The sequence below is a fragment of the Rhodococcus sp. P4_B6 genome (assembly GCF_056402215.1).
The window spans coordinates 16,169-40,967 of sequence record NZ_JBFUHV010000024.1; the positions used below are offsets into that span (position 1 = coordinate 16,169).

Genomic DNA, 24,799 nt, shown 5'->3' on the forward strand with positions numbered 1-24,799 from the left:
GTCACGCGGGCGCGGACGACCAGGCCGTACCGAACTGTTCGTACCAGGGATGCGGGGCGGGCACCGCCGCCAGGATCCGCTCGACGAACCGATCGGGGTCGCCGAGTTCGGTGAGTCCGACTCCGCGGCGCTCGTAGTCGGCGAATCTGTCGTGCAGTCCGGCGATCACCTTGTCGGTCACCGTCTGCTCGAACTCTTCGATGGTTGCCATCGGATGCCCCTCCTTCCGGCGAGAAGCGTCTGCGTTCAGTGTAGTGCCGACCTGCGGATTCACCCCCGTTCTGCGGCGGATTATCGCCTGTCGGTGGCGCAGAGCAGACTGGGCCCGTGAGAGTGGTCATGGTTCCCGGCGCCGAGGGTGGCGCGACGACCGTGCGCACCGATCCCGCGGGAGTCCCGGTCGAGTCGCCGCGTCGACACTCCGACGGCGTGGCCGCGGTCCGCGACATCGAAGCAGCCGAGCACCCCCGCTGGGTCTGGACGAGTACCGCCGCCGTCTATCCGGCGCTGCTGCGGGCCGGGGTGCGGGTGCGGCGCTGCCACGACCTCGCACTCACCCGTGCCGTCCTCAGCATGCGCGACGGCGTTCCGGCGCCGCCGGCCGACGAACCCGTCGACGAACGCCCCGGTCTGTTCGACACCGCACCCGCCACGGATCCGGCGCAGGTGGTCACCGATTTCGCGGAACAGCGGAAGACGATCGGTGACGATGCGAAACTCGACCTGCTGGTGGCCGCCGAGTCCGCGGGAGCGCTGGCCGCCGCGGAGATGAGTTTCGACGGGCTGCCGTTCTCCACGGCCGCCCACCGCGCCTTCCTCGAGACGACGCTCGGGCCCCGCCCCGCCGGGTACGACCTGCCGCAGCGCATCCAGGACGTCACCGTCGAGATCGGGGCGGCGTTCGGTCGTCGCATCAACCCGGCGTCCCACGTCGAGGTCGTCGACGCCTTTCGCCGTGAGGGCATCGAACTCGCGTCGACCCGCAAACACCTGCTGCGCGAGGTCGATCACCCCGCCGTCCCGCTCCTCCTGCACCATCGGGATCTGTCCAAGCTGTTCAGCACGAACGGTTGGCAGTGGCTGGAGAGCTGGGTCCGCGACGACCGGTTCCGCCCGGTCTATGTCCCCGGCGGCGTGGTGTCCGGCCGCTGGGCGAGCCGCGGCGGCGGCGCACTGCAGATTCCGAAACCGCTGCGGTCGAGCGTGATCGCCGACCCGGGTCACACGTTCGTCATCGCCGATGCCGGCCAACTCGAACCCCGCATACTGGCCGCCATGTCGGGTGACACCCGCATGGTCGCCGCCGCGGGCGCCGACGACCTGTACGCACCGGTCGCGGCGGAGACGTTCGACGGCGACCGCGGCAAGGCCAAGGTCGCGATCCTCGGTGTGCTGTACGGCGCCACCGCCGGCGAGGCCCGTTCCCTGCTCACCCTGCTGCGCACCCGCTTTCCCGTCGCCGTCGAATACGTGGAGAGGGCGGCCCGCGCCGGTGAACGCGGCGAGATCGTGCACTCGTGGCTCGGCCGCGCCTGCCCGCCGCCGTCACCCGACTTCTGGTCCCACGGCGACGCACGGTCCCGCGGCCGGTTCACCCGAAACTTCGTGGTGCAGGCCACGGCATCCGAGTGGGCGCTGTGCGTGCTCGCCGATCTGCGACGCCGCCTGGCCGACGAACCGGACAGCGAACTGGTCTTCTTCCAGCACGACGAGGTGATGGTGCACACCCGGAATCCGGAGTCCGCGACGCGGCATGTTCTGGGCGCCGTCGACGTAGCCACCCGGTTGCTGTTCGGCGAGACGCGGGTGCGGTTTCCGATGGATGTGGCGGTGCGGGACTGCTACGCCGAAACCTCCGACGAGGCCTGACCCGCGCAAGTTTCCGGTGTCGTGGGTGCGCTCGGCATGGTGTACTGGGACGCACTGCTGGCGGGGGCGGCGAAGGAGAACCCATGACGAAGTTGGATTCGACGGACTCGAGCACGAGCGGCGAGAAGTCGCGCAGATTTCGCTGGCCCGCGTTCACCATCGTGGCCATCGCGATCGTCGCGTTCTTCGCGGGCGGATTCGGGGGGACCTTCCAGGGGAAGCTCACCGAGGTCCAGAAGAACGACAACGCCGCCTACCTGTCGAGTTCCGCCGAATCGACGATCGTCACCAACGAATCGTCCAAGTTCCTCACCGTCGAAACCATCCCCGGTTTCGTGCTGTTCCACAGCGACGCACCGCTCACCGACCAGGACAAGGCGGCCGTCGCTCAGGCGCACGACGCCATCGCGGCCGTCGACGGCGTCGACGCCGAAGGCATGTCGCAGCCGCAGTTCTCGGAGGACGGCACCACGGCGTCAATCTTCGTTCCCCTCGTCGCGAAGGAGGACGGCACGGCGGTCGCCGGTGACGTGCTCGCCGCCACCGAGGAGAACGTCCTCACCGCCGCGAAGAGCGCGGCCACCGGGCTCGAGGTGCTCCCCGCCGGTCCCGGCGGTCTGCTGGTGGCGTTCATCGACGCGTTCGCCGGTCTCGACGGCGCCCTGCTGGGCGCGGCCCTGCTCGTGGTGGTCCTCATCCTGCTGGTGGTGTACCGCTCCCCGGTGCTGTGGTTCTTCCCGCTCTTCTCGGCCCTGCTCGCGCTCGGTCTGGCGTCGATGGTCATCTACTTCCTGGCCAAGGCCGAGGTGCTCACGCTCACCGGGCAGAGTCAGGGCATCCTGTTCGTCCTCGTGATCGGGGCGGGCACCGACTATGCGCTGCTCCTGATCTCCCGCTATCGGGAAGAACTGCACTTCTATCCCAGCCGGTTCGACGCCATGATCAAGGCCTGGAAGGAATCCGCCCCTGCCATCACGGCGTCGGCGGTCACCGTCATCCTCGGTCTGCTGTGCCTGACGTTTTCCGAACTGAACTCCAACAAGAGCCTCGGTCCGGTCGCCGCGATCGGCATCGCGTGCACGTACCTCGTGATGATGACGTTCCTGCCGGTGGCGCTGTCCGCGGCGGGACGGTGGGTGTTCTGGCCGCGGAAACCGAAGGTGGACGAGGCCGCCGACCTCACCACGCACGGTCTGTGGGGCAAGATCGCCGCCCAGGTCGGAAGCAAGGACCGCTCCCTCTGGATCGGGACGACGGTGCTGCTGGCCGTGCTGTTCCTGGTCGGCATCGGCAGCCTGAAGACGGACGGGCTGTCCTCTTCGGAGAACTTCACCAACCGGCCGGACGCCGTCGTCGGCCAGGAGTTGTACGACTCCAAATTCGATCCGGGCGCCGGCGCACCCGCCGTCATCGTCACCAACGCCGATCAGACGAACGCGGTCATCGCAGCCGTGAGCGGCGTGGAAGGTGTGTCGACGGATCCCGGCGCGGTGTGCCCGCAGGTCGATGTCGAGAAGCTGTCCGCCCTCGTCAAGTCGAACCCGGCGGCGGTGGCTTCGGCGGCCGGACAGGGGTGCGCACCCGACTTCCTCACCGCCGCACCGATCGACGGGCGAATGGTCGTCAACGTGACCCTCGCCGACTCGTACGATTCGCCGGAAGCTCTCGAGACGGTGAAACGACTGCGGGACGCGGCACACGCCGTGCCCGGCGCCGACGCGCTCGTCGGTGGCAGCACGGCAACCACTCTCGACGTGCAGACGGCGTCGGTGCACGACCGGAACCTGATCATCCCGATCGTTCTCGTCGTCATCTTCGTCGTGCTGTCCCTCCTACTCCGCGCGCTGCTCACGCCGATCATCCTCATCGCCACCGTGGTCCTGTCGTTCGCGGCCACGCTCGGGGTGTGCGGGCTCTTCTTCACCCATGTCTTCCATTTCGCGAACGCGGATCCCGCGTTCCCGCTGTTCGCGTTCGTGTTCCTGGTGGCCCTCGGCATCGACTACAACATCTTCCTGATGACGCGGGTCCGCGAGGAAACCGAGGAACACGGCACCAAATCCGGTGTGCTGCGCGGTCTGGCGGTGACCGGTGGGGTCATCACGTCGGCCGGTGTCGTGCTCGCCGCGACGTTCGCGGTCCTCGGTGTGCTACCGCTGGTGTTCCTCGCCGAGGTCGGGTTCGCGGTCGCGTTCGGCGTGCTGCTCGACACGATCGTCGTGCGCAGCATTCTCGTCCCAGCGCTCTCCCACGACATCGGCAAGAAGATCTGGTGGCCGTCGGCGCTGGCGAAGGCCAAGGACTAATACGCCTCAGCCGTCCACAGGTGGAACAGGGCGTACGCCCGCCAGGGCCGCCACGCCTCGGCGAGTTCCGCAGCCTGTCTGCCGGTCTTGACCCCCAGCGCCCGTTTGAGGACGAGGTCGTCGGGTGTGAACGCGTCCGGGTCGCCCAGTACCCGCACCGTCAGATAGTCCGCCGTCCACGGACCGATGCCGGGCAGCGCGAGCAGACCGGCCCGGAACTCGGCCGGGTCGGTGTCCGCGCCGAGGCGCAGTCCGTTCGACGCGGCCTCGGCGAGTGAGAGCACCGTCCGGGCCCGGGCCCCGGTGAGACCGAGGGTCGAGCGGAACTGTTCGGGTGCGAGCGCCGCCAGCGTCTCCGGTTCGGGGAACGCGAAGAACCCGTCGTGGACCGGAAGGCCGTACGCGGCCACGAGCCGGCTGCCGAACGTCCGGGCAGCGGCCAGCGAAACCTGTTGTCCGAGAACGGTCAGGACCGCCGTCTCGAACCCGTCCACGCTCCCCAGGCGCCGCAGTCCCGGCCGTTGCGCCACGAGCGGAGCAAGCTGCGGGTGGCGGCTCAACGCGGCGTCGATCGGCAGCGGATCCGCGTCGAGGTCGAGCCAGCGCCGGACCGTGGCGGTCAGTGCCTCAACGTCGTCGCGGTGCGCCGGTGTCAGGTGCGCCTCGACATACCCGCCGGCGGGTCGCACGTGAACGGACACCAGCGCGGGCCCGTGCGGCCCGTCCAGCACCCGGGTGTGGGTTCCGTCGGGGTCGTGCCACTCGAGCCCGGCCACGGTGTGCGCGCGGAGCGCACCCCACAGCGGTGCGTGGGTGAACGGACCCCGATACGGCAGTCGCACTCTCATGTGTCCACGAGTCCCGTCACCCGCAGCGTGATGTTCAGTCGCCCCGTGGTCAACCCGCAGCCCGGATCACTCGTGCCGGGAAGCACTTTCGGCACACCGTGATACGCGAAGCGCGACTCGCCGCCGAACACGAACAGGTCGCCGGACAGCAGTTCGACGTCGGTGTACGGCTTGGTGCGGGTGGCGGTGTTCCCGAACCGGAACGTGCACGTGTCGCCGATGCTCAACGACACCACGGGCGCATCGGATCGTTCCTCCTTGTCCTGGTGCATGCCCATCTTCGCGGCGTCGTCGTAGAAGTTGATCAGCGCGGCATCGGGCGTGTACCCGGCGGCGGGCTCCCCGTAGGCGTCGCCGACCGCCCGCCGGCCGAGTTCGACCAGCCAGTCGGGTAGCGGCGCGACGCGCCCACCGCCCGCGTCGTCGGCGGTGCGCGAATAGGAGTACGGCTTCCAGTGCCAGCCGAGGCACACCGTCTGCACCGACATGCGGTGTCCCGTCGGCAGTTGCGCGGCCCGCATCGGGACCGGCGCGGTGGCCCAGCGCCGGCATTCGGCCACCAGGTGGCGTTGCTCCTCCGGCGTGAGCCAGTCGGGGACGCGGACGGCGCCGGGCGCCACCACGGTCCGGGGTCGGGGTATCAAGGCGGACATCACGGTCACTCCGCGTCGTGCAGGACCAGGCCGAGGGTCCGGCGGGTGCCGCGTCTGATGGTGCTGACGCCGTGCCGTACCGGCCCCGTCGACCAACCGCGGGTCGAGCGCACGGGACGGTCCCGGGTGGTGAAGATCAGCGCGTGACCCTGCCGCAGCGTCGTCACCGTTCCTCGCGACTGGGCGCGGGGTCGCTGCTCGACGAGCATGAACTCGCCGCCCTCGTGATCCACCCCCGGTCGGTCGAGCCCGATCACCACCTGCAACGGGAACACCAGGTCGCCGTAGAGGTCGCGGTGCAGCGCGTTCCAGTCGTTCGCCCGGTAGCTGAGCAGGATCGGCGTCGCCCGCTTCTGACCGGCGTCGTGGCACATGTCCAGCCATTCGTCCAGGGTGTCCGGCCACGGCGACGGCTGCCTCAGCTTGACCGCCCAGTCCCGTGCCACGGGAAGCAGTTTCGGGTAGAAGGCGGCGCGGAGTTCGGCCACGACCTCCGGTAACGGATAGTCGAAGTACCGGTACTGTCCCGAGCCGAAGCGGTGCCGGGCCATGTCCACGGTGGACCGGAAACGGTCGACCTCCTCGTACATGTCCGCGATCTGCCCGCATTCCTCGGCGGTCAGGATCTGCTCCGATTGCGCGCACCCCGCGGCGTCGGTCTCGGCGTGCAGCGTCGGCCAATTCAGAGCGTTCACGCGCTGCGTCACGGTGGTCATGCCGCCGCCTCCAAGGTCAGCAGAATCGACTTGGCCTCCGGCCCACCGGCGTACTGGCCCATGCTGCCGTCGCTGCGGACCACCCGGTGGCAGGGCACCACGACGGGCAGCGGATTCAGCGCACACGCGGTGCCGACCGCGCGCACCGCTTTCGGACTGCCCGCGGCGACTGCGACCGCCGCGTAACTGGCGGTGTGCCCGTAGTCGATATCGGGGAGATGGCGCAGCACCTCGAGCCGGAATCCCTTGGACAGCCGGAAGTCCAGCGGGACGTCGAAGCTCGTGCGCCTGCCGAGGAAGTATTCGTCGATCTCGTGGGCGACCCGGTCGAGCCGGGCCGGTGCGCGCAGGATCCGGGGACTGATCTGCTCGGCGAGGGTCTGCAGCACGGCGTCGTGATCCTGGCTGGGGAAGGCGACCCGCACCAGCCCGCGATCGGTGGCGGCGAGCAGCAGCGAACCGACCGGGGTGTCGAGTGTCCGGTACGCGACGTCGAGGAGCCCGGCTTCGGCGGCGGCGGCGGCGAGACGCTCACGCAGTTTCTGCTCGACCGGGGAGTCCAACGGGTACAGGGCGTAGACGATGTCGGGCATGTTCATGTGATGTCTCCACTCACAGAGATCGAGAGGGTCTTGCGTAGCGCCGCAACGCCGTCCGCGGCCGCCCGCCGCGACGCGGCCGGGGAGTTGCCCAGGATCACCGCGATCTCGGTATACGGCAGCCCTGCCAGGTAGTGATACGCCACCGCCGCCCGCTGCTTCATCGGCAGGGCACCGACCGCCTTCCACAACTCCGGGTCCTGGCCGCCGGGAAGTCCGCGGTCGGTCGTCTGCTCCGGCAGTTCGTCGGTGGGGACGGGCCGCCGGTCGCGCGCACGGATGTGGTCGAGCGCCTTCCGGTGCGCGATCGTCACCAGCCACGCCTCGACGTTGCTCTCCGGACCCAGATCGGGGTACGCGCGCATCGCGGCGATGAACGTCTCCGACCAGGCGTCCTCGGCGTCCACCGGACCGACCACGGCCCGGCAGACCCGCAGGACCGTCCGGCCGTGCTCGGCCACGACGTCTTCGAACGGCTTCAGCGTCATCGGCTCAGCCGGAGCCCCGCCCGTTCCGCTTCGCGTTCGAGCAGGAACCGTTTGCGGTCGAGACCGCCCGCATACCCCGTCAGGCTGCCGTTGCTCCCGATCACCCGGTGACACGGGATGATGATGCTGATCGGATTCCTGCCGTTCGCCGTCGCCACCGCGCGAACCGCGGTCGGAGTGCCGAGGGAATCGGCCAGCTGACCGTACGTCCAGGTGTCGCCGTACGGGATGGTGCGCAGAGCGTCCCACACTCGTTTCTGGAACGGGGTGCCCCGCGCAGCGAGCGGGACGGTGAAGTCGGTCCGCCGGCCGTCGAAGTATTCGGCGAGCTGGGTGGTTGCCTCGTCGAACCCTGCGGTGTCGCGGTCGCCGAACGTCGCGGGATTCGGCTGATGCCGGTGTTCGACCATGTAGATGCCGCTCAGCACCCCGTCGACGCTCACCAGCGTCAGGGGGCCAATCGGCGAATCGATGACAGTGTGTGCTGCTCGGTCGGCATTCACGGTGCCAATCCTTCCAGGTGTACGGGCCTCTGGAAGGTAGACGTCTGCCACGACCGAAACGTGAGGTGCGGAATACATCAGGCAGGATGGGCCGATGGCTCTCGTACAACTCGGCACCCGCGACCTGGTGCGTACCGTCACCGGTGTCGCCCGGTGGTCGGTGGACACCGCTGAACTCGTCGTCTCCCTTCCCGGCCGGATCGGTGTCCTCCTGGACCAGGTCGAGGCACTGATCGCCCGCATCGAGGCGATCTGCGACGGCGCCGAGATCGCGGTGGCGCGGGCGAACGGGGTTGCGGAAGCGGCGGCCACCGTCGTCGCCACGGCGGGGAACACGTCCGCGTCGGCGCAGACGCTGATCGGCCTGTACGAGCCGCTCGCGACGAAGGCCGCCCCACTCGCGCAGCGGTTCGTCGACGACCTCACCGAGGAGGAGATTCACGCCGCGATCGGGTTGGTGAACCACCTGCCCGAGCTGACGATGCGCATGGAGGGGCTACTGCCGATCCTGGCGACCCTCGACACCGTGTCGCCGGAGATCCACCAGCTCCTCGAGGAGGTCCAGGGGGTGCGTCAGGCGATCCAGGGCGTCCCCGGGTTCAAGTTCTTCCGCAAGCGCGGCGAGGCGCAGGAAGACGAGGACTAGGCGCGGTAGCCGTCCGTTCCGGCCCGTCCGACGACGATCTTCGGGACCACCGCGCGCGAGGACAGCCGCAGCAGGGCGTCGACGAGTTCGACGATGTCGTTCACCTCGATCATCGTCTCGGGCGGAATCGTGTCGTGCGTCCACGCGGCCATGTCGGTGTCGACGTACGCCGGGGCGAGGGCGGTCGCGGAGATCCCGTTGCACGACTCCTCCACGTTCAGCGTCTCGGTGAGCGAGATCAGCGCGGCCTTGGTGGCCCCGTAGACGGCAAGCCCTGCCTCGGCGTACACGCCGGTGATCGATGCCAGGGCGACGACCTTGGATCCGCGTCCCGGGTTCTCCGCCGCACCGGTCCGGAGCAGAGGCAGCGACTGCTGCAGCAGGCTGAACGGCGCCCGCAGGTTGACGCCCAGGCTCTTGTCGAATCGGCGCATCGGGAATTCGCCGATGGCGCCGGCGGTACCCACCCCGGCGTTGAGTACCAGTGCGTTCAGCGAACCGAAGGCGTCGGCGTGCGCCTCGACGACCCGTCCCGCCGATTCCTCGTCGGCGAGATCCCCGGCGACCACGACGACGTCCTTCGCGCCTGCGGTCCGCAGGTCGGCGCCCACCGCTTCGAGCCGCTCACGATCGCGAGCCGTGATCGTCAGCCCGTACCCCTGCTCCGCGAGGCGGGTGGCGATGCCGAGTCCGATGCCACGCGAGGCACCGGTGATCAGTGCGCTGCGGCTCATACCGTCTGTCCTTTCAGGGCGCGCAGGCCCGCCGCGATGAATTCGGGCACCGCGTCGCCTGCCTTGTCGAAACCGTCACCGACGGTGGCGCCGGCCCGGTAGCGGTGGTTGATGCCCTCGGCGATGACGGCGAGTTTGAAGTTCGCGAGCGCCAGATAGAAGTTCCAGTGCACCAGTTCACGCCCCGACGCCACGGTGTAGCGCTGCGCCAGATCGTCGGCCGACGGCAGTCGCGGGCTCGTCCACGCCGCCGGTTCGCCGAGCACCAGGTCGAGAGCCGGATGCCGGTAGACGCACATCAGAGCGACGTCGGTGAGCGGGTCACCGAGGGTCGAGAGTTCCCAATCCACGACCGCCGCCACGGTGCTCACGTCACCGGGCGCCAGGATCGTGTTGTCGATGCGGTAGTCGCCGTGCACGATCGACGACTCCGACTGCTGCGGAATCGACTCGGCCAGTGCGGCATGCAGGCGGTCGACGTCGGCGGAATCCGTCGTCTTCACCCGCCCCCACTGACTCGCCCACAGCTTCACCTGCCGGGCCACGTAGCCGTCCGCGCGGCCGAGCTGACCCAGGCCGACGGCGTCGTAGTCGACGTTGTGCAACGCGCCGAGCACGCGGACAAGTTCGTCGGTGCACGAATCGATGTCCGCGTCGGACAGAGCATCGAGGTCCGATTTGGTCCGGATCACCTGGCCCGTCACGTGTTCCACCACGGTGAACGGCGCGCCCATCACGCTGTCGTCCTCACACAGCGCGACGGTCGCGGCGACCGGCACGTCGGTGCCCTGCAGCGCCGAGGTGATGCGGAACTCGCGGGCCACGTCGTGCGCGGAGGGTGTGAGCCCCGCGGTGGGCGGCCTTCGCAGCACCCACCGCGAGGAGTCGTCGAGAATGGCGTACGTGAGGTTGGACTTGCCGCCCGAGATCAGGTCGGCCCGCAACTCGCCATTCAGAGGGACATTCGAGTCGGACAGGAACTTCTGCAGAGCAACGAGATCGAGGCCGCGATGTTCACTCATGCGCCTGCCTCCCGCGCGGCCTTCTTCGCGGCACCCACCACGCGCTTGGCAATGGCCCAGCGATGCACCTCGGACGGGCCGTCGTACACGCGGAACGGCCGCACCTCACGGGACAGCCGTGCGAGTGGCAGGTCGCCGGACACCCCGAGGCCGCCGCACATCTGCACGGAGTTGTCGACGATCCGGAAGATCGCCTCCGCGGCGTAGGTCTTCGCGATCGAGGTCGAGTTGCTCGCGTGGCCGCCCTGATCGAGTTCCCAGCAGGCCCGCGTCAGCAGCGCCCGGGTGGCGGCGATGTCGATCTCGTTGTCCGCGATCATCTTCTGGACCATGCCGAGATCGCCCAGCTTGCCGCCGAAACCGTCACGCTGCGCGACGTGCGCCACGGCGACGTCGTGGCCGCGGCGCGCGGCGCCCAGCCAGCGCATGACGTGCGTCATCCGGGCGGGCCCGAGCCGGACCTGCGCGTACGCGAATCCCTGGTCCACCTCGCCGAGAACCCCGCTGTCGGGGACGAACAGATCCTCGAAGAACACCTCGCAGTGCCCGCCGATCATCGCCCGGTCGAGGGTGTCGATGTGACGCCCCACCGTCAGCCCCTCCGCGTCGGCCGGCGTGAGGAACATCGTGGCGCCGCCGCGGTCGCCGGGCACGCCGGACGTGCGAGCGAAGATGATGAAGAATCCGGCGCCGTCGGCTCCGGTGATGAAGTACTTGTGGCCGTTGATCTTCCACCCGCCCGGCACCTTCTCGGCGCGCGTGGTCAGCGCGGACGGGTCGGAGCCGGCTCCGGGCGACGGCTCGGTCATGGCGAACGCCGACCGCACGTCGCCGTTCGCGAGCGGGGCGAGGAACCGCTCCTTCTGCTCGGGGCTCGCGATGTGCGCGAGCATGTGGACGTTGCCCTCGTCGGGTGCGCCGATGTTCAGTGCCGTCGGGCCGAACAGCGAGTAGCCGGCGGCCTCGAAGACGGGCGCGCGGTCGGTCATGTTCAGGCCGTGCCCGCCGTACTCGACGGGTGCGTGCGGGGCGAAGACTCCGGCGTCCTTGGCCGCCTTCTGCATCTGCACGCGCAGGGTGTCGCCACCGGCGGCGGTGATGTCGCCGCCGTGCTCGTCCTCGATGGGCAGCACGACTTCGCGGATGAACGCCTCGGTCTTCTCGACGAGTGCGGTCACCTCGGGTGCATAGGACAGATCGATCGCCACAACTACCTCCAGTCAGTACGGCGACTCCGGTACCGACCGATCACTCGCTCGGTCGAAGTCGTTCCCGAGAATCCCACAGGTTCGGAACGGGGTCAAGCCTCAGTCGGATGTGCCGACGGCACTCCTCGCGATCGCCAGGTACCGCTCGACCAGTTCGTCGGGCGACAACGGCCCGTCCTCGCGGTACCAGGTGGACACCGCGACGCACATGGTGACCACGGCGCGGCTCGCGTCCTGCGGGAACGGTGTCCGGAAATGCCCGGCCGCAACCCCGTCCCGGACGATGTCGTCGAGCATCTCCTGCTGCTCGTCGCGCAGCGCGATGTACGCCCGCCTGCTCTCCGGTTCCATGCTCCGCGTCTCACGGGACGCGACGAAGGCCTGTTCCCGGCGGAACATGTGGAACCGCAGCAACGACTCGATGACCGCGTCGAACCGCTCCCCCGGCGTCGGGCCCGCCTCGGACACCGCCGCGCGACTGCGATCGAGGAGATCCCGCATCACGACATTCGTCAGCCCCACCAGCAACGCCTGCTTGGAGGGGTAATGGTGATAGAGACCGGGGACCGAGAGGCCGGCCCGCGATGCGATCTCACGGATCGACGCGCCGTCGTAGCCCTTCTCGACGAACGCCGCCAGCGCCGCGGCCAGAACCTTCGACAACCCCTGGTCGGTGTACTCACGCCACGAACTGCCGCGCTGGGTGCCCTCTACCGTCATGGGTCCTACGGTAGAACAGGAACCCGCCGCTCCCCTGCCGTGGTCGCGGGAGTTGACTAGAGTCGAACGAGGTCGCCCAGATCGACAGCCTTCTCCGACAGAGAGCCAGGGACCACCCGATGATCCACGTCCGTCACTCCGCGATCGCAGCCGTGCCCCTCCACGTGGCATTCGCGTACATCGACGACTACCGGACGGTCCCCGACTGGATGTTCGGAGTCTCGGAATTCCGTCCGATCGGCGAATTCGACCAGGGGCTGGAGTCGACATTCGACGCCGCGATACACATCGGCCCGAGCACCCTGCGCTCCCGCCTCGAGGTCACCGAGTGGGTGCAGGACCGGGTCATCACCCTGGCGTCGCTCGACGGCGCCGCCAACTCCTCCACCTGGGAGTTCACCGCGCACGGTGAGGACAAGACCGAGATCAGCGTGGACTTCGCGTACAAACTCCCCGGCGGTCTCACCGGCAGGGCCCTCGGTCTCATCGTCGAACCGTTCGTCGAAACGGCCGTGAAGAACACCGAGGCCACCCTGCGGCACAACCTCGAGGAGCTGTACGCGAAGCGCGCCCGCTAGCGTCCGGGCAGGAACGCCAGCCGTCCGACCGTCGTCCCCTCGCCGAGGCGTCCGATGCCGTCCGCGACGTCGGTGAGCCCGAGTCGCTCGCTGATCATCGGTTTGATCTCGCTGGCCGCCGTCATCCTCGTCAGCTCGTCGTGACACTCCCGGATGGCGGCGGGGTCGTAGGCGTTGTACAGACCCCAGTGCAGCCCGATGATCGAGTAGTTCTTGATCAGCGCGTGGTTCAGCCCGGGTGACGGGATGGTGCCACTCGCGAACCCGATCACGATGATGCGCCCCTCGAACGCGATGCATTTGGTCGACTTCGTGTAGGAGTCGCCGCCCACCGGATCGAACACGACGTCCGCACCGCGGCCGTCCGTGAAGTCCTTCACGGCCTGGACGAAGTCCTCGCTGTGCCGGTCGATGACGAGGTCGGCACCGAGTTCCCGCGTGTAGGCCGCCTTCTCGGGCCCGCCGACGACGCCGATCACCTTGGCGCCTGCCGCCTTGCCCAGTTGCACGGCCGCGCTGCCCACACCACCTGCCGCGGCCTGGACGAGCAGGGTTTCGCCGGGCTGGATCTGCGTTCTGCGGTGCAGCGCAAACCATCCCGTCTGGTACCCGATCGACAGTGCCGACGCTTCGGCGTCGTCGAGGGCCTCCGGGGCGGGGAACGCGGTGGCCGCCGACATGACGGCCAGCTCCGCGAATCCGCCGTTCGGCAGGCTCGGCATGCCGATCACCCGCTCGCCGACGGCGAACCCGGTGACGCCCTCCCCCAGCTCCACCACCTCGCCGCACAGCTCCACACCGGGAGTGAACGGAAGCGGCGGCTTGATCTGGTACTCACCGCGGCACAACAGCACATCCGGGAAGTTGGCGGCCGCGGAGAGCACCTTGACCAGCAACTCTCCGGGCTTCGGCTCGAGGTCGGGGATGTCCTCGAACGTCAGGACGTCCCGCGGCTGACCCAGTTCGTGTACACGCCACGCCTTCATCGATCAGTCCTTCGGTCCACCGGCGACGTAGACAACCTGACCCGACACGAATCCGGCGCCCTCGCTGACGAAGAACGACGCGGTGTGCGCGATGTCCTCGGGCTGCCCGACACGGTTGACGGGGATCTGCGACGCCGCCGCCTTCTTGAAGTCCTCGAAGCCGACACCCACCCGCTCGGCGGTCGCGGCAGTCATCTCCGTCTCGATGAACCCGGGGGCGATCGCGTTTGCGGTGACACCGAACTTGCCGAGTTCGAACGCCAGGGTCTTGGTGAAGCCCTGCATACCCGCCTTCGCGGCGGAGTAGTTGACCTGCCCGCGGTTGCCGAGCGCGGACGTGCTCGACAGGTTCACGATCCGGCCGAACTTGGCGTCCACCATGTGCTTCTGCACGGCCCGCGACATCAGGAACGCGCCACGCAGGTGCACGTTCATCACGGCATCCCAGTCGTCGACGGTCATCTTGAACAGCAGGTTGTCGCGGGTGATTCCGGCGTTGTTGATCAGGATCGTCGGGGCGCCCAGTTCATTCGCCACCCGTTCGACTGCCGCGGCAACGGACGCCTCGTCGGCGACGTTCGCGCCCACGGCCAGGGCTTCGCCGCCCGCGGCCTTGATCGCGTCGACGGTGCCGGCACATGCTGCCTCGTCGAGGTCGAGCACGGCGACGGCGTACCCGTCGCTCGCCAGCCGCTTCGCGACGGCGGCGCCGATGCCCCTGGCGGACCCGGTGACGATGGCGGTTCTACGTTCCTGGCTCACTTGTTTCCTCCATGCTGGTTGTTCTCGGTCTTCGTACGGTATTTGCGCAGTTCGCTTCTCGGTCAGGTCAGGACGGCTGGGCCAGGAGCGTCGCCTGGTAGCGGCGCATGCCCCGGATCCATCGGTCGTAGTCGGCGCCCTTGTGCCGGTACATCTCCAGCACCTCGGGGTGCGGAAGGATCAGGAATTGTTCGGCTTCCATTGCGGCGAGCACGCATTCGGCCACCTCGGCCGGTTCGAGCACCGAACCCGCGGTGGTGACGGCGCGTGCGGCGGTGGCCGACAGGGCGGCGTCGTCGGTGAGCAGTTTGGTGTTGACGCCCATCGGGCACAGGCAGCTGACGCGGACGCCTTTGTCGCCGTAGGTGACCGACAGCCATTCGGCGAATCCGACGGCGGCGTGCTTGGTCACCGAATACGGGGCGGACCCGATCTGAGTGAGCAGCCCGGCGGCCGACGCCGTGCTGACGAAGTACCCCTCCCCGCGCTCGATCCAGCCGGGAACGAGGCGGCGGGCCGCCCGGATGTGCGCTCGGACGTTCACATCGAGGGCGAGGTCCCACACGGCGTCGTCGGGTTCGAGTTGGTCGCCTGCCGCGACACCCGCGTTGGCGAAGTAAAGGTCGACGGGCCCGAAGGCCTGCTCCGCGGCGTCGATGACCGACGCGATCTGAGCGTCGTCGGACGCGTCGGCCTGCACTGCCAGCGCAGCGCCGGGATGCTCGGCGTCGATTCTCCGGACGATCGTTTCCAGCCCGGTGCCGTCGAGGTCGGTGACGACGACCTTGGCACCCTCGGCGGCGAGCCGCTCCGCGAGTGCACTGCCGATTCCACCTCCGCCACCGGTGACGACGGCGACCTTCTGCGCAACCTGCACGAGATTCCTCCCTCGAGGGGACACGGACGTGGCCCCAGTCTTCCACAGAAATCACCTGAACCCGGTGTCGGATTCAGTTTTGTGGACCGAAGTGTCCCATACGCTCACGCCGCCAGCGAGAGCTCAGCTCCGCTCGGGGAACCTCAGTCCGTTCGCCCAGATCCGCGTCGTCGTGAACACGACGTCGTCGAAGTCGACAGGAGTGCCGTCGGTCCCGTTCACGCTGGCCACGAACACGTTGTACGCCAGCCTGCTGACCATCCCCGACAACGCACGCGACGCCAGCATCGGGTCCAGTTCCTTGTCTGCGATGCCCCGCGCCTGCAGCTCGGCGATCCCCCGCGCGTTGCGCGCGATGAACGCGTCGGCCCGCTGACGCCGCAGGTCCGCGAACGCCGGGTCGATGTGCGCCACCTGCTCGAGCAGCCCCATCAGCTTGGCGTTGCGCCGGTAGGCCTCCAGGTAGGCGCGGTTGCTCGCCTCCAGCACCGCGTAGGGGTCGTCGGTGTCCTGCACCCGCTTCATGCCCGGGTGCATCATGTCTTCCTGCGCCACCTCGAGGACGGCGGCGAAGACCTGCTCCTTGTTGTCGAAGTAGGTGTAGAACGACCCCGTCGAGCAGTTCGCTTCCTTCGTGATGTCGGTGAGCCTGGCGTCGAGGTACCCGGACCGCTCGAACACCGTCCGCGCGGCCGCCACCAGCGCCGCGCGCGTGCGTGCACCGCGAGGGGTCGCCGGAGGCTCCCGCAGCAGATCGGTGGCCGCCATCGACGGGGCGGGCTGGTCGTCCCACTCTTCATGGACGGTGCGCGTGGTCATTTCCTACTTATACGCCAGCACCGCAGCCCCGCCCAACCCGGCGCTCAGGTGATGGTGATGCCGCCGTCCACCGCGATCGTCTGACCGGTGACGTACGCCGCGGCGTCCGACGCGAGCCAGACCACGGTCGCGGCCAGCTCCTCCGGGTCACCGAGGCGACCGAGAACCAGACGCGATTTCATCGATTCGAGGTACCCGTCCTGGTACTGGTCCGTCATCTCCGTCTCGAAGAATCCGGGAGCGATCGCATTCACGCGGATGCCCTTGCGGGCACCCCACTGCTGCGCCAGATCGCGGGTCAGACCGATGACCCCGGCCTTGCTCGCGGCATACGCGGCCTGCGGAAGTCCCGCGGTCGTGAGGCCCAGCACGCTCGCGATGTTCACGATCGCGCTGCCCGGCTTCATGACCCTGCCCGCCGCCTGCGCCGCCCAGTAGGAGCCGTTCAGATTGATGTCGACGACCTGCCGGAACTGTTCCGGCGTCTCCCTCGTCGCGGGGACGGCAGTACCGACGCCCGCGTTGTTGACGAGAACGTCGACGCGGCCGAACTTCTCCATCGCCTCGTCGATCATGTTCTGCGCCTGCGCCGGGTCGACGATGTCCGTCGCGACGCACAACGCCTGACGTCCCGCGGCCCGAACCAGTTCCGCGGTCTTCTCCAGACGGTCGGTACGGCGCGCAGCCAGCACCACGTCGGCGCCCGCCTCCGCCGCCGCCYGCGCGAACGCCACCCCGAGGCCCGACGACGCACCGGTCACGACGACCACCCGATCGGTCAAGCTGAACTTGTCGAGAACGGACATACGAAGCGACTCCTTTGTCGTCGGGCTGTGGGGGTGCGGACTCAGAGGCCGAGGTCGCGGCCGATCAGTTCCTTCATAATCTCGTTGGAACCGGCCCAGATCTTGGTGACACGGGCATCCATCCACGCACGCGCGGCACGGTATTCGATCATGAACCCGTAGCCACCGTGCAGCTGTACGCAGTGGTCGAGGACCTCGTTCTGCACCTGAGCAGTCCACCACTTGGCCTTCGCGGCGTCCACTGCCGTCAGCTCGCCGTCGGCATGTGCGGCGACGCAGTTGTCGACGTACGCCTGGGTGACCTCGACACGGGTGACGAGGTCGGCGAGAAGGAACTTGTTCCACTGCAGCGACCCGATGGGCTGCCCGAATGCCTTGCGGTCCTTGGCGTACTGGATCGTCTCCTCGAGAATCGGCGCGGCGTGCGCGATGTTCGAGACGGCGGCGCCGACACGCTCCTGCGGCAGCATCTCCATCATGTGGATGAAACCGCGGTCGATCTCACCGATGATGTTCGTCGACGGCACGCGCACGTTCTCGAAGAACAGTTCGGCGGTGTCGGACTCGTGCTGGCCGACCTTGTCGAGCTTGCGTCCGCGCTCGAAGCCCTCCATGCCCGTCTCGACGGCGAACAGCGTGATGCCCTTGGACTTCTTCTCGGGGCTGGTGCGCGCGGCGACGATCACCAGGTCGGCGTTGTAGCCGTTGGTGATGAACGTCTTGGAACCGTTGATGATCCAGTCGTCGCCGTCCTTGACCGCGGTGGTCTTGAGCGAGGCGAGGTCGGAACCGCCGGAAGGCTCGGTCATGCCGATCGCGGTGAGCAGTTCACCGGTGCAGAACTTGGGCAGCCAGCGCTGCTTCTGCTCCTCGGTCGTGAGCTGCACGAGATACGGCGCGACGACATCGGCGTGAATGCCGAAGCTCGACGACACTGCGGCGCTTGCGCGTGCGAGTTCCTCCCCGAGGACTGCGTTGAACCGGTAGTCGCCGGCCTCGCTTCCGCCGTACGCCTCCGGGACCTCGAGGCCGAGGAAACCGTTGCGGCCCGCCTCGAGCCAGATCTCGCGGTCGATGAAGCGCTGCGCGATGAGCTTGTCTGCCACCGGCAGCAGGTTGCGGTTCACGAACTCCCGGACCGATTCGCGGAATGCCTCGTGATCGGGGCCGTACAGGGTGCGTCGCATGACCGCTCCTTCTGGATGTCGAGCTTTGACTGGTTCACGCTTCGAGCATGTAAGCGTCTGCTTATTTTCTAAGCGCTTGCTTATACTGATGGGGTGACGCGGTATTGTCAACAGCCGCGCAGCCGAGGATGGAGAAAGACATGAGCGAATCACCCAGTCAGGTGATCAGCCCGTCCAAGGCTGCCGCCCGCATCCGAGCTGCAGCCGTCGACGCGTTCGCTACCAGCGGATACGGAGGCACCACCACTCGCGAGATCGCCGCCCGCCTCGACATGAGCCCGGCCGCGATGTACCCGCACTACCGCTCCAAGGAAGAACTGCTCTTCGCGATCAGTTACGAAGGCCACACCGCCGCGCTCGACGTCGTCGTGAGTGCAGACCTCCCAGACGAGGCACCCTCGACGAGACTGCAAGCGCTGATCGGCGCGTTCGCGAGCTGGCAGGCCACCCACCACGCACAGGCCCGCGTCGTCCAGTACGAACTCAACGCCCTCACGCCGGAGCACTACCGCGACGTGGTCAAACTGCGCCGCGACATCACCCACATCGTCCGCTCCGTCGTCGACGCCGGAGCAGCATCCGGCGAATTCACCGTCCCCGACGGCGAAGGCGTCACCCTCGCCCTCATGTCACTGTGCGTCGACATCTGCCGCTGGTTTCCCGCAGGCGCCTACACCGAGCCGGAGACCGTCGCGGACCTCTACGCCGGCCTCGCCATGCGACTGGTCGGGGCAGCGTAGGTATTGCGTTGGGTATTGCCGGGGTCCCGTGGTCGGGTTAAGATAGAACATACGTTCGATTCGGGGGATTCGGCAGTCGCGGGGGGTCGGGGTGGATACAGGGGCGGTAATCGCGTTTCTGGCCGAGGTGCCGAAACTCGATCGGGATATCGACGATGCGACGCGCATCGATGTACTCCGGGCACTGGAAGAGGTGAAGGCCGCATGCGCCGGCGTACAGGCCCGGGTGACCGCAGACCTCGACGCCTCCATCCGAGCCGAACGAGCGGACCRCAATGTGCCGCTGCCGCAGCGCGGGCGCGGCATCGCAAACCAGGTTGCGCTGGCACGACGGGACTCACCATTTCGCGGCGGTCGCCATCTCGGCATGGCGACCGCTCTCGTCCACGAGATGCCCTGCACCTTGGCGCTGCTCGAGCGAGGGCTGCTCAGCGAGTGGCGAGCGACAATCCTCGTCCGCGAAACGGCATGCCTGACCCGAGAAGATCGCACAGCGATCGACTACCTGCTGTGCGGCGACCCGGCAACGTTGGACGGGCTCGGCGACCAGGCGGTGTGCGCGAAAGTTCGCGCGGCAGCCGCGGAAGTCGACGCCGAGGCCGTGGTGCGGCGGGCGCGCAAGGCCGTGTCGGATCGGCGGGTCACCTCCCGTCCCGCACCGGACACCATGGCCTACGTCAGCGCCCTGCTACCCGTCGCGCAGGGGGTCGCGGTGCACGCCACCCTCGCACGTGACGCCGACTCGATCCTCGCCGCGGGCGACGAACGCACGCGGTCGCAGATCATGGCCGACCTCCTCGTGTCCAGAGTCACCGGCACACACCACACGGCGACGACACCGCCGATCACCGTGAACTTGGTGATCTCCGATCGCGCCCTCCTCGACAACGGATCCGAACCAGCCCACGTGCAGGGATACGGGCCTGTCCCCGCCGAACTGGCGGGGCACTGGATTTCCGAGGCAGTCCAGGCAGCGATCGATCCAGACACCGGAGATGCGACGCGGGTGAACCTGCGCCGTCTGTACGCCAACCCACAGTCGGGAGCGCTGACCGCGACCGAATCCCGGGCCCGCTGCTTCCCCGCCGGGTTGGCGAGGCTCATCGATCTACGCGATCGAACCTGCCGGACACCCTGGTGCGATGCCCCGATCCGGCACCACGACCACATCCGACCCCGCGAAAGCGAGGGCCCGACGACCGCGCACAACGGCGCCGGTCTGTGCGCAGCCTGCAACTACGCCAAACAAGGCGCAGGATGGAACGCCACCCCTCATCAGCGGCCCGGAGGACTGCACCACATCGAGGTCTACACCCCCACCGGACACCGGTACCGATCGACAGCACCACCACTACCGAAACCATTGCCATTCCACGAGCTTCAGACCGACTCACCCGTCGAACGCATCCTCATCGAATTCCTCAACGCAGCCTGAACATTGCAGCGCTGCGCACCAGACCGAATGACACACCCGTGCGGTAGCATCTCCGCACGCGGCCGAGGGGGTCCTGTCGAGCACTGGGGGGATGGGAATGAGCAAAACACTGCGTCTGGAAGATGACGCCATCCAACGATGCGTGGGCATCTGCAACACGATGATCGACCAGCTTGATGACGCTCTCAAGAAGTCCAGAGCACTAAGCAACGTCACTGGCTTCGGCAGTTTCGACTCTGCGATTCAGCTGCAATCTCGCTATGAGGAGAAACTGAATGGTGGCAACGGGTCCGGCTCAGTAGTTGAGCGACTTGACCAGTTTCGGAAAGTTATCGAAGTAATGCGCGACACGTTCATAACGGGTGGCGAAGAATTCGCAGATGCCGATAGCGCGATTAGTCGAGCTCTAGGCGCAATGGAGGGGGAAGTCAGTCGATGAGCCGTGTCATCGTGCGTACGGGGGCGGTATTGGCCGTCGCGTTCCTAGCGGGGTGCGGGTCGCAGACTGCGGATGGCCAATCGAGTCCCGACAGTGCATCCACCCCGACTTCTGCACGTACACCGCGCCACGTCGATCAATCTGATCGCCCACCAGTCTCGTTCGATCCCTGCCTCGATCTGCCTGATGACACTCTCGTCGCGGCTGGATACGACCCTACGAGCGAAACAAACGCTGACTTCACACCCGATTCTTATACCTTCCTTGGATGCAGTTACGACACACAGCAGCGCCTCTACGGCTTGAATATTCTGTCGGGAAATATCGCATTCGCCGAGGAGAGGGAGAAAACCAAGGGATACTCAACCCCGACCGAAATCAACGGACGGCCTGCGCTTCTCAAATGGGAAACCAACAAACCAAACGCGTGCGYACTGTCGATCGAAACCCCTTATGGGGTGCTTATTCTTGACCGGAGCGTTTTCCAGGGTCACGGGGTTGATGCACCGGAGGCCGAATGGTGTGCGGGACTGGAAGAGACAGCCCGCACCTTTGAGCCGTTCATCCCGAAGGGGGACTGACCGATGGCACCGAAGGACCCGCTCGCTCCCCTTTTCGATGCAGTACTGCCGAATGGCGCCGGCGATCAGCACCGCACACGGTTGCAGAGGTCCGCGCAGCAACTCGGGTCAGAGGACATCGATCCGCCGTACATCACGACGATGGAGAGCTTCGAAGGCTGGCAGCATTCGGAGATCTATGCGAAGACGCAGGATTTGGATCCGAGTGTCATCGGGGATCTTGCTCAGGCTTGCCACGCGATCGTCGGCTCGCTGCCCATTGGCTTCGGGTTCGCACTTCTGAAGAACACGATTGCCGAAAAGTGGGAGGGCGCCGCCGCCGACGCGGCGCTCGCGGCAACAGAAACCCTTGCGGGCGTGAGTGACCAGTTGACCTCGGGAGTGCAGGCGATTGGCGTGAAGCTCGACATTCTCAGTAGCGCTGCGCAGGATGTGAAGAACAGCATCCCCGCGCCGACGTCGGAACAACCCCTCAGCCTTCTCCCTCTGACGCCCACTGCCGCCGAAGCTCAGGAAGCAGCGCGGGATGCGGCGAGGGAAGAGGCCATTCGGAAGCTGCAGAACATCTATGTCCCGAACTACCGGGACGTGGGTACCAACGTTCCGGTCCTCCCGGCACCGCATTCACTCAGCGGCGGGCCCGGTTCGACCGATCCGAATCTCACTGCGCCTACCTCGGGCGGCCCCAGTTCTTGGAACACATCCGACAGCAGTACCTTCTCCGCGCCGAGCGATGGCGATGCGTCTGTGAATGGTGAGACCCCTGGGGCCGAGGGTTCCGCGGAGGATGATGCCGCGACCACGTCTGCAGCGAATGCCGAGGCTGCCGCCAATCAGGGCGCCGGTGCCGGTGCCGGATCCGGTTCGGCCGCACAGACTGCGGCTGCGAATGCGCAGAACGCTGCTGGTGCAGGTTCGCAGTCGGGCAACGGCACGGGCGGCACGGGCTATGGCGGGATCGCCGGTGGTTCGGGGTCCGGTGCATCCGGCGCCGGCGGATCGGGTGTCGGGGGTTCGGCGTCGAGCACGCGCCGGAAGAACGACAAACGCGAGTCCGAGTCCAACTCGGGTGGTGTGGTTCCGGGTGGCCCGATCCCGTCGGGTGGTGCGGCGGCGGGTGCAGGGGCGGCGGCCGCTGCCGCGGCGGCGACGCCGGTGAAACCGAGCATGAGTCGCCCCGGGATGGGTATGGCACCCGGCATGATGGGTGCGCCCGGCCGGGCAGGCGGAAACGGCGAGGGCGACACGGAGCATCAGACGCCGAGCTACCTCATCACCGTCGACAACGGCAACGACCTGATCGGTAAACTCGACCCCGTCGCACCGCCGGTGATCGGCGCATGAACTGGCGGCTGACGTCAGCTCAATTCATGTGCCTTTGGGAGGCAACCGATCTCGACCGGATGCCGTACCCGCTGAAGTACCGGTCCGCCGCGGCGACGGAAGACCAGTACGCGATCCAGCAACGCGAACTCGAGCAGTGGCGGTTCGCGCTCGACGAACCGAAACTGGTCGCCGCGATCCAGGTGCTCCGGAACCCGCAGGTGTCCGTCACGGTGCTCGCCCCCTCCCCCGAACTCGACTCCGGGATCCGGCGGAGGGGCAGCATCCGTGGCCGGGTCGCCGTCGTCGCCGAACAGCTCCGCGACGAACCGGGACGCGGCGACATCCGGATCGACGCGGGCGTGGAGAGCGACGCGGGCGTGGAGAGCGTCGACGAGTTCACCGCCCGACTCCTGGACGACCTGCCCGACTGCGCTCCCGGACGAACCCCGTCGCTGACCGCGCACCCCGACGACCTCCAGAGCCGAAGCGCCACGACGTCCGTCCTGCAGAACGCCCGGGCCTCCGACGGCACTCTGCTCCGACGGATCGTCGGCCGACCGCGAACCGGGATCGGTTACATCTGCATCCGTGGTGCGCGCAGCGGACTCGACGAGCCCGTTCTGGGTGAACTGACCTGGATCGACGTGGAACAGGACGGCCGGTACCTCTATCACCAGGACGACCGTGTTCACCTGCGGTCGGCGACGGTCCGGGTGGTTCGCGACGAGTTGTCGAAACGCGTGTCTGCGGCCCTTGCCAACCCTTCGCCGACCCGCGGCTGAGCGTTACCCTTGTCCCATGACCGATCGGGACAGGGACGGGACGGGGAAGCCGCTCAACGCACGCCCCCGCGACGAGCTTGGCCGGCCCCTGCCTCACGACGCCGAGGGTGTGCCGCGCATCCCCGACGACCTGCGGTTACCGCCCGACGAGGCGATCACCGAGGCTCAGCGGCTACTCGACCACGGCATGCCGTTCCACGCCCACGAAATCCTCGAAGGCACGTGGAAGATCGCACCCGAGGACGAGCGGGAACTGTGGCAGGGGCTCGCGCAGCTCGCTGTGGGTCTCACCCACCTGAYGCGGGGCAACAAGACCGGTGCGCGGTCGCTGCTGCGCCAGGGCCACGACCGGATCCGGCATTACGAGGTGGAGGCGCCACACGGCCTCGACATCGCCGGCCTCCTGACGTGGTCGGAACACCTGACGGACGAGATCGATCGCGTCGACCCGTTGCCGGCGACGCCCGTACCCCGATTGAGAATCCCCTGATGACTCTGCTCCCCATGTTCCCGCTGGGCTCGACGATGTTGCCCGGTCAGCAGCTCCCCCTCCACGTCTTCGAACCCCGCTATCAGGAACTGGTCCGCGACTGCCTGGACGCACCGGACGGTCCGCGATTCGGGGTCGTGCTCATTGCTCGCGGCAACGAGGTGGGTGGCGGCGACGTGCGCCACGACGTGGGCACGATCGCGCGGATCGAATCCCACGCGTCGATCGGCGACGGCCGGTACGAGTTGTTCTGCCGCACCGAGGAACGCATCAAGGTGTCGAAGTGGTTGCCGGACAACCCGTATCCGATCGCCGAGGTGGATGTGTGGCCGGACGAGAACTCCGGCACCCAGACGGCGGATTACGAATTCCCGTCGCTGATCGAGAGACTCGAATTCCTGTACGGCCTCCTCCGACGTCTCGCGACGGAGACCGGGAACGTCCCGCCCGACGTTCCGGTCATCGGCGGGTTCCGCGGGTCCCTCGGCACGAGGCTGTACGAGATCGCCACGTACATTCCGATGGGCGACGCCGACCGCCTGCAGATTCTCGCTGCGGCCGGCGCGGACGAGCGCTTGCGGGAGGTTTCCGAGGCGATCGAGAACGCCATCGAAATGGTCCAGTTCCGGTTGATGTGACCTAGCCCTCCCCGGGGTTGGTCAAGAGCACTCCGGGAAGG

General features: G+C 67.7%; 29 protein-coding genes. 12 read left to right on the top strand and 17 right to left on the bottom strand.

Translation table 11 applies throughout. The annotated features are described in order from the left end of the window. Position 1 precedes the first annotated feature (1 nt). Positions 2-211 (bottom strand): hypothetical protein, encoded by a 210-nt coding sequence (locus AC1DWT_RS14535; protein WP_072947758.1) that lies wholly within the window; start codon positions 209-211, stop codon positions 2-4. Between the two features lie 116 nt (positions 212-327). On the opposite strand from AC1DWT_RS14535, the gene AC1DWT_RS14540 reads away from it, so the two are divergent. Together AC1DWT_RS14540 and AC1DWT_RS14545 are read left to right on the top strand one after the other, a co-directional pair. After that, positions 328-1,869 (top strand): bifunctional 3'-5' exonuclease/DNA polymerase, encoded by a 1,542-nt coding sequence (locus AC1DWT_RS14540; protein ID WP_477921078.1) that lies wholly within the window; start codon positions 328-330, stop codon positions 1,867-1,869. An 83-nt stretch (positions 1,870-1,952) separates the two neighbouring features. Then, a complete protein-coding gene (locus AC1DWT_RS14545; protein WP_206013274.1) occupies positions 1,953-4,175 on the top strand; it encodes an MMPL family transporter in 2,223 nt (740 codons plus the stop codon). Here AC1DWT_RS14545 and AC1DWT_RS14550 read toward each other — a convergent pair. From AC1DWT_RS14550 to AC1DWT_RS14575, 6 genes are read right to left on the bottom strand one after another with little or no spacing between them, the layout of a single operon-like run. Continuing rightward, on the bottom strand, positions 4,172-5,023 hold the full coding sequence (locus AC1DWT_RS14550; protein ID WP_206013275.1) for a DNA-3-methyladenine glycosylase family protein: 852 nt from the start codon (positions 5,021-5,023) through the stop codon (positions 4,172-4,174). The two genes, AC1DWT_RS14545 and AC1DWT_RS14550, sit on opposite strands and share 4 nt — an antisense overlap. Continuing rightward, on the bottom strand, positions 5,020-5,676 hold the full coding sequence (locus AC1DWT_RS14555) for an alpha-ketoglutarate-dependent dioxygenase AlkB family protein (protein WP_095862729.1): 657 nt from the start codon (positions 5,674-5,676) through the stop codon (positions 5,020-5,022). Before AC1DWT_RS14555 ends, AC1DWT_RS14550 begins: the two co-directional genes overlap by 4 nt. Positions 5,677-5,681: 5 nt before the next feature. Then, complete coding sequence (locus AC1DWT_RS14560; RefSeq protein WP_095862401.1) at positions 5,682-6,392, bottom strand: 2OG-Fe(II) oxygenase; 711 nt, start codon at positions 6,390-6,392, stop codon at positions 5,682-5,684. Then, on the bottom strand, positions 6,389-6,991 hold the full coding sequence (locus tag AC1DWT_RS14565; protein ID WP_206013277.1) for a methylated-DNA--[protein]-cysteine S-methyltransferase: 603 nt from the start codon (positions 6,989-6,991) through the stop codon (positions 6,389-6,391). Before AC1DWT_RS14565 ends, AC1DWT_RS14560 begins: the two co-directional genes overlap by 4 nt. Further along, positions 6,988-7,479, bottom strand: a complete 492-nt coding sequence (locus tag AC1DWT_RS14570) for an RNA polymerase sigma factor (protein ID WP_206013279.1) — start codon at positions 7,477-7,479, stop codon at positions 6,988-6,990. Before AC1DWT_RS14570 ends, AC1DWT_RS14565 begins: the two co-directional genes overlap by 4 nt. Next, entirely contained in the window at positions 7,476-7,982 is a 507-nt protein-coding gene (locus AC1DWT_RS14575; protein WP_206013281.1) for a methylated-DNA--[protein]-cysteine S-methyltransferase, read from the bottom strand. The genes AC1DWT_RS14570 and AC1DWT_RS14575 overlap by 4 nt, the downstream gene beginning before the upstream one ends. Before the next feature lie 94 nt (positions 7,983-8,076). On the opposite strand from AC1DWT_RS14575, the gene AC1DWT_RS14580 reads away from it, so the two are divergent. Then, positions 8,077-8,628 (top strand): ribulose-1,5-bisphosphate carboxylase/oxygenase large subunit, encoded by a 552-nt coding sequence (locus tag AC1DWT_RS14580; protein ID WP_072947736.1) that lies wholly within the window; start codon positions 8,077-8,079, stop codon positions 8,626-8,628. On the opposite strand, the gene AC1DWT_RS14585 is transcribed toward AC1DWT_RS14580, so the two are convergent. The 4 genes from AC1DWT_RS14585 to AC1DWT_RS14600 form a co-directional block, all read right to left on the bottom strand. Next, positions 8,625-9,362, bottom strand: coding sequence for an SDR family NAD(P)-dependent oxidoreductase (locus tag AC1DWT_RS14585; protein ID WP_206013283.1), 738 nt, complete (start codon positions 9,360-9,362; stop codon positions 8,625-8,627). The two genes, AC1DWT_RS14580 and AC1DWT_RS14585, sit on opposite strands and share 4 nt — an antisense overlap. Then, complete coding sequence (locus AC1DWT_RS14590) at positions 9,359-10,384, bottom strand: phosphotransferase family protein (RefSeq protein WP_095862396.1); 1,026 nt, start codon at positions 10,382-10,384, stop codon at positions 9,359-9,361. Before AC1DWT_RS14590 ends, AC1DWT_RS14585 begins: the two co-directional genes overlap by 4 nt. Continuing rightward, positions 10,381-11,592 carry an acyl-CoA dehydrogenase family protein gene (locus AC1DWT_RS14595; RefSeq protein WP_206013284.1) on the bottom strand — a complete coding sequence of 404 codons (1,212 nt, stop codon included), beginning with the start codon at positions 11,590-11,592 and terminating at the stop codon, positions 10,381-10,383. The genes AC1DWT_RS14590 and AC1DWT_RS14595 overlap by 4 nt, the downstream gene beginning before the upstream one ends. A gap of 99 nt (positions 11,593-11,691) precedes the next feature. Then, on the bottom strand, positions 11,692-12,312 hold the full coding sequence (locus tag AC1DWT_RS14600) for a TetR/AcrR family transcriptional regulator (protein WP_072947725.1): 621 nt from the start codon (positions 12,310-12,312) through the stop codon (positions 11,692-11,694). A 119-nt stretch (positions 12,313-12,431) separates the two neighbouring features. On the opposite strand from AC1DWT_RS14600, the gene AC1DWT_RS14605 reads away from it, so the two are divergent. After that, a complete protein-coding gene (locus tag AC1DWT_RS14605) occupies positions 12,432-12,890 on the top strand; it encodes an SRPBCC family protein (RefSeq protein WP_072947722.1) in 459 nt (152 codons plus the stop codon). Here the strand turns inward: AC1DWT_RS14605 and AC1DWT_RS14610 are convergent. The 6 genes from AC1DWT_RS14610 to AC1DWT_RS14635 form a co-directional block, all read right to left on the bottom strand. Then, a complete protein-coding gene (locus AC1DWT_RS14610; protein ID WP_206013286.1) occupies positions 12,887-13,876 on the bottom strand; it encodes an NADPH:quinone oxidoreductase family protein in 990 nt (329 codons plus the stop codon). The genes AC1DWT_RS14605 and AC1DWT_RS14610 overlap by 4 nt on opposite strands. Before the next feature lie 3 nt (positions 13,877-13,879). Continuing rightward, on the bottom strand, positions 13,880-14,638 hold the full coding sequence (gene fabG, locus AC1DWT_RS14615) for a 3-oxoacyl-ACP reductase FabG (RefSeq protein WP_206013288.1): 759 nt from the start codon (positions 14,636-14,638) through the stop codon (positions 13,880-13,882). A gap of 67 nt (positions 14,639-14,705) precedes the next feature. Continuing rightward, complete coding sequence (locus AC1DWT_RS14620) at positions 14,706-15,515, bottom strand: SDR family oxidoreductase (protein WP_095862392.1); 810 nt, start codon at positions 15,513-15,515, stop codon at positions 14,706-14,708. 123 nt (positions 15,516-15,638) lie between these two features. Further along, positions 15,639-16,334: a TetR/AcrR family transcriptional regulator gene (locus AC1DWT_RS14625; RefSeq protein ID WP_005569496.1), complete on the bottom strand. Its 696-nt coding sequence runs from the start codon at positions 16,332-16,334 to the stop codon at positions 15,639-15,641. A gap of 44 nt (positions 16,335-16,378) precedes the next feature. Further along, a complete protein-coding gene (locus AC1DWT_RS14630) occupies positions 16,379-17,140 on the bottom strand; it encodes an SDR family NAD(P)-dependent oxidoreductase (RefSeq protein WP_477921088.1) in 762 nt (253 codons plus the stop codon). A 41-nt stretch (positions 17,141-17,181) separates the two neighbouring features. Beyond that, positions 17,182-18,327 (bottom strand): acyl-CoA dehydrogenase family protein, encoded by a 1,146-nt coding sequence (locus tag AC1DWT_RS14635; RefSeq protein ID WP_206013290.1) that lies wholly within the window; start codon positions 18,325-18,327, stop codon positions 17,182-17,184. A gap of 140 nt (positions 18,328-18,467) precedes the next feature. Here AC1DWT_RS14635 and AC1DWT_RS14640 point away from each other — a divergent pair, with 140 nt between their 5' ends. The 8 genes from AC1DWT_RS14640 to AC1DWT_RS14675 all read left to right on the top strand — a co-directional run bounded on the left by AC1DWT_RS14640 (position 18,468) and on the right by AC1DWT_RS14675 (position 24,758). After that, complete coding sequence (locus tag AC1DWT_RS14640; RefSeq protein WP_206013292.1) at positions 18,468-19,067, top strand: TetR/AcrR family transcriptional regulator; 600 nt, start codon at positions 18,468-18,470, stop codon at positions 19,065-19,067. A 91-nt stretch (positions 19,068-19,158) separates the two neighbouring features. Beyond that, complete coding sequence (locus AC1DWT_RS14645) at positions 19,159-20,502, top strand: HNH endonuclease signature motif containing protein (protein WP_477921091.1); 1,344 nt, start codon at positions 19,159-19,161, stop codon at positions 20,500-20,502. 97 nt (positions 20,503-20,599) lie between these two features. After that, the gene (locus tag AC1DWT_RS14650; protein WP_338051154.1) at positions 20,600-20,941 is read left to right on the top strand and encodes a hypothetical protein; all 342 of its coding nucleotides are present in this window, start codon (positions 20,600-20,602) and stop codon (positions 20,939-20,941) included. After that, on the top strand, positions 20,938-21,522 hold the full coding sequence (locus AC1DWT_RS14655) for a DUF3558 domain-containing protein (RefSeq protein ID WP_477921093.1): 585 nt from the start codon (positions 20,938-20,940) through the stop codon (positions 21,520-21,522). Before AC1DWT_RS14650 ends, AC1DWT_RS14655 begins: the two co-directional genes overlap by 4 nt. 3 nt (positions 21,523-21,525) lie before the next feature. Next, on the top strand, positions 21,526-22,866 hold the full coding sequence (locus AC1DWT_RS14660; protein ID WP_206013299.1) for a hypothetical protein: 1,341 nt from the start codon (positions 21,526-21,528) through the stop codon (positions 22,864-22,866). Then, a complete protein-coding gene (locus tag AC1DWT_RS14665; RefSeq protein ID WP_206013301.1) occupies positions 22,863-23,630 on the top strand; it encodes an ESX secretion-associated protein EspG in 768 nt (255 codons plus the stop codon). The genes AC1DWT_RS14660 and AC1DWT_RS14665 overlap by 4 nt, the downstream gene beginning before the upstream one ends. Positions 23,631-23,646: 16 nt before the next feature. Next, positions 23,647-24,120: a DUF309 domain-containing protein gene (locus AC1DWT_RS14670; RefSeq protein WP_477921096.1), complete on the top strand. Its 474-nt coding sequence runs from the start codon at positions 23,647-23,649 to the stop codon at positions 24,118-24,120. After that, the gene (locus tag AC1DWT_RS14675; RefSeq protein WP_072947689.1) at positions 24,120-24,758 is read left to right on the top strand and encodes an LON peptidase substrate-binding domain-containing protein; all 639 of its coding nucleotides are present in this window, start codon (positions 24,120-24,122) and stop codon (positions 24,756-24,758) included. The genes AC1DWT_RS14670 and AC1DWT_RS14675 overlap by 1 nt, the downstream gene beginning before the upstream one ends. Positions 24,759-24,799 lie beyond the last annotated feature (41 nt).

What these genes read in the sequence shown, in the direction of transcription:
- AC1DWT_RS14585 (WP_206013283.1), bottom strand. Translation starts at nt 9,362, where the DNA reads ATGAGCCGCAGCGCACTGATCACCGGTGCCTCGCGTGGCATCGGACTC.
- AC1DWT_RS14635 (WP_206013290.1), bottom strand. Translation starts at nt 18,327, where the DNA reads ATGCGACGCACCCTGTACGGCCCCGATCACGAGGCATTCCGCGAATCG.
- AC1DWT_RS14545 (WP_206013274.1), top strand. Translation starts at nt 1,953, where the DNA reads ATGACGAAGTTGGATTCGACGGACTCGAGCACGAGCGGCGAGAAGTCG.
- AC1DWT_RS14550 (WP_206013275.1), bottom strand. Translation starts at nt 5,023, where the DNA reads ATGAGAGTGCGACTGCCGTATCGGGGTCCGTTCACCCACGCACCGCTG.
- AC1DWT_RS14600 (WP_072947725.1), bottom strand. Translation starts at nt 12,312, where the DNA reads ATGACGGTAGAGGGCACCCAGCGCGGCAGTTCGTGGCGTGAGTACACC.
- AC1DWT_RS14640 (WP_206013292.1), top strand. Translation starts at nt 18,468, where the DNA reads ATGAGCGAATCACCCAGTCAGGTGATCAGCCCGTCCAAGGCTGCCGCC.
- AC1DWT_RS14605 (WP_072947722.1), top strand. Translation starts at nt 12,432, where the DNA reads ATGATCCACGTCCGTCACTCCGCGATCGCAGCCGTGCCCCTCCACGTG.
- AC1DWT_RS14610 (WP_206013286.1), bottom strand. Translation starts at nt 13,876, where the DNA reads ATGAAGGCGTGGCGTGTACACGAACTGGGTCAGCCGCGGGACGTCCTG.
- AC1DWT_RS14660 (WP_206013299.1), top strand. Translation starts at nt 21,526, where the DNA reads ATGGCACCGAAGGACCCGCTCGCTCCCCTTTTCGATGCAGTACTGCCG.
- AC1DWT_RS14565 (WP_206013277.1), bottom strand. Translation starts at nt 6,991, where the DNA reads ATGAACATGCCCGACATCGTCTACGCCCTGTACCCGTTGGACTCCCCG.
- AC1DWT_RS14560 (WP_095862401.1), bottom strand. Translation starts at nt 6,392, where the DNA reads ATGACCACCGTGACGCAGCGCGTGAACGCTCTGAATTGGCCGACGCTG.
- AC1DWT_RS14570 (WP_206013279.1), bottom strand. Translation starts at nt 7,479, where the DNA reads ATGACGCTGAAGCCGTTCGAAGACGTCGTGGCCGAGCACGGCCGGACG.
- AC1DWT_RS14535 (WP_072947758.1), bottom strand. Translation starts at nt 211, where the DNA reads ATGGCAACCATCGAAGAGTTCGAGCAGACGGTGACCGACAAGGTGATC.
- AC1DWT_RS14590 (WP_095862396.1), bottom strand. Translation starts at nt 10,384, where the DNA reads ATGAGTGAACATCGCGGCCTCGATCTCGTTGCTCTGCAGAAGTTCCTG.
- AC1DWT_RS14625 (WP_005569496.1), bottom strand. Translation starts at nt 16,334, where the DNA reads ATGACCACGCGCACCGTCCATGAAGAGTGGGACGACCAGCCCGCCCCG.
- AC1DWT_RS14675 (WP_072947689.1), top strand. Translation starts at nt 24,120, where the DNA reads ATGACTCTGCTCCCCATGTTCCCGCTGGGCTCGACGATGTTGCCCGGT.
- AC1DWT_RS14580 (WP_072947736.1), top strand. Translation starts at nt 8,077, where the DNA reads ATGGCTCTCGTACAACTCGGCACCCGCGACCTGGTGCGTACCGTCACC.
- AC1DWT_RS14665 (WP_206013301.1), top strand. Translation starts at nt 22,863, where the DNA reads ATGAACTGGCGGCTGACGTCAGCTCAATTCATGTGCCTTTGGGAGGCA.
- AC1DWT_RS14650 (WP_338051154.1), top strand. Translation starts at nt 20,600, where the DNA reads ATGAGCAAAACACTGCGTCTGGAAGATGACGCCATCCAACGATGCGTG.
- AC1DWT_RS14555 (WP_095862729.1), bottom strand. Translation starts at nt 5,676, where the DNA reads ATGTCCGCCTTGATACCCCGACCCCGGACCGTGGTGGCGCCCGGCGCC.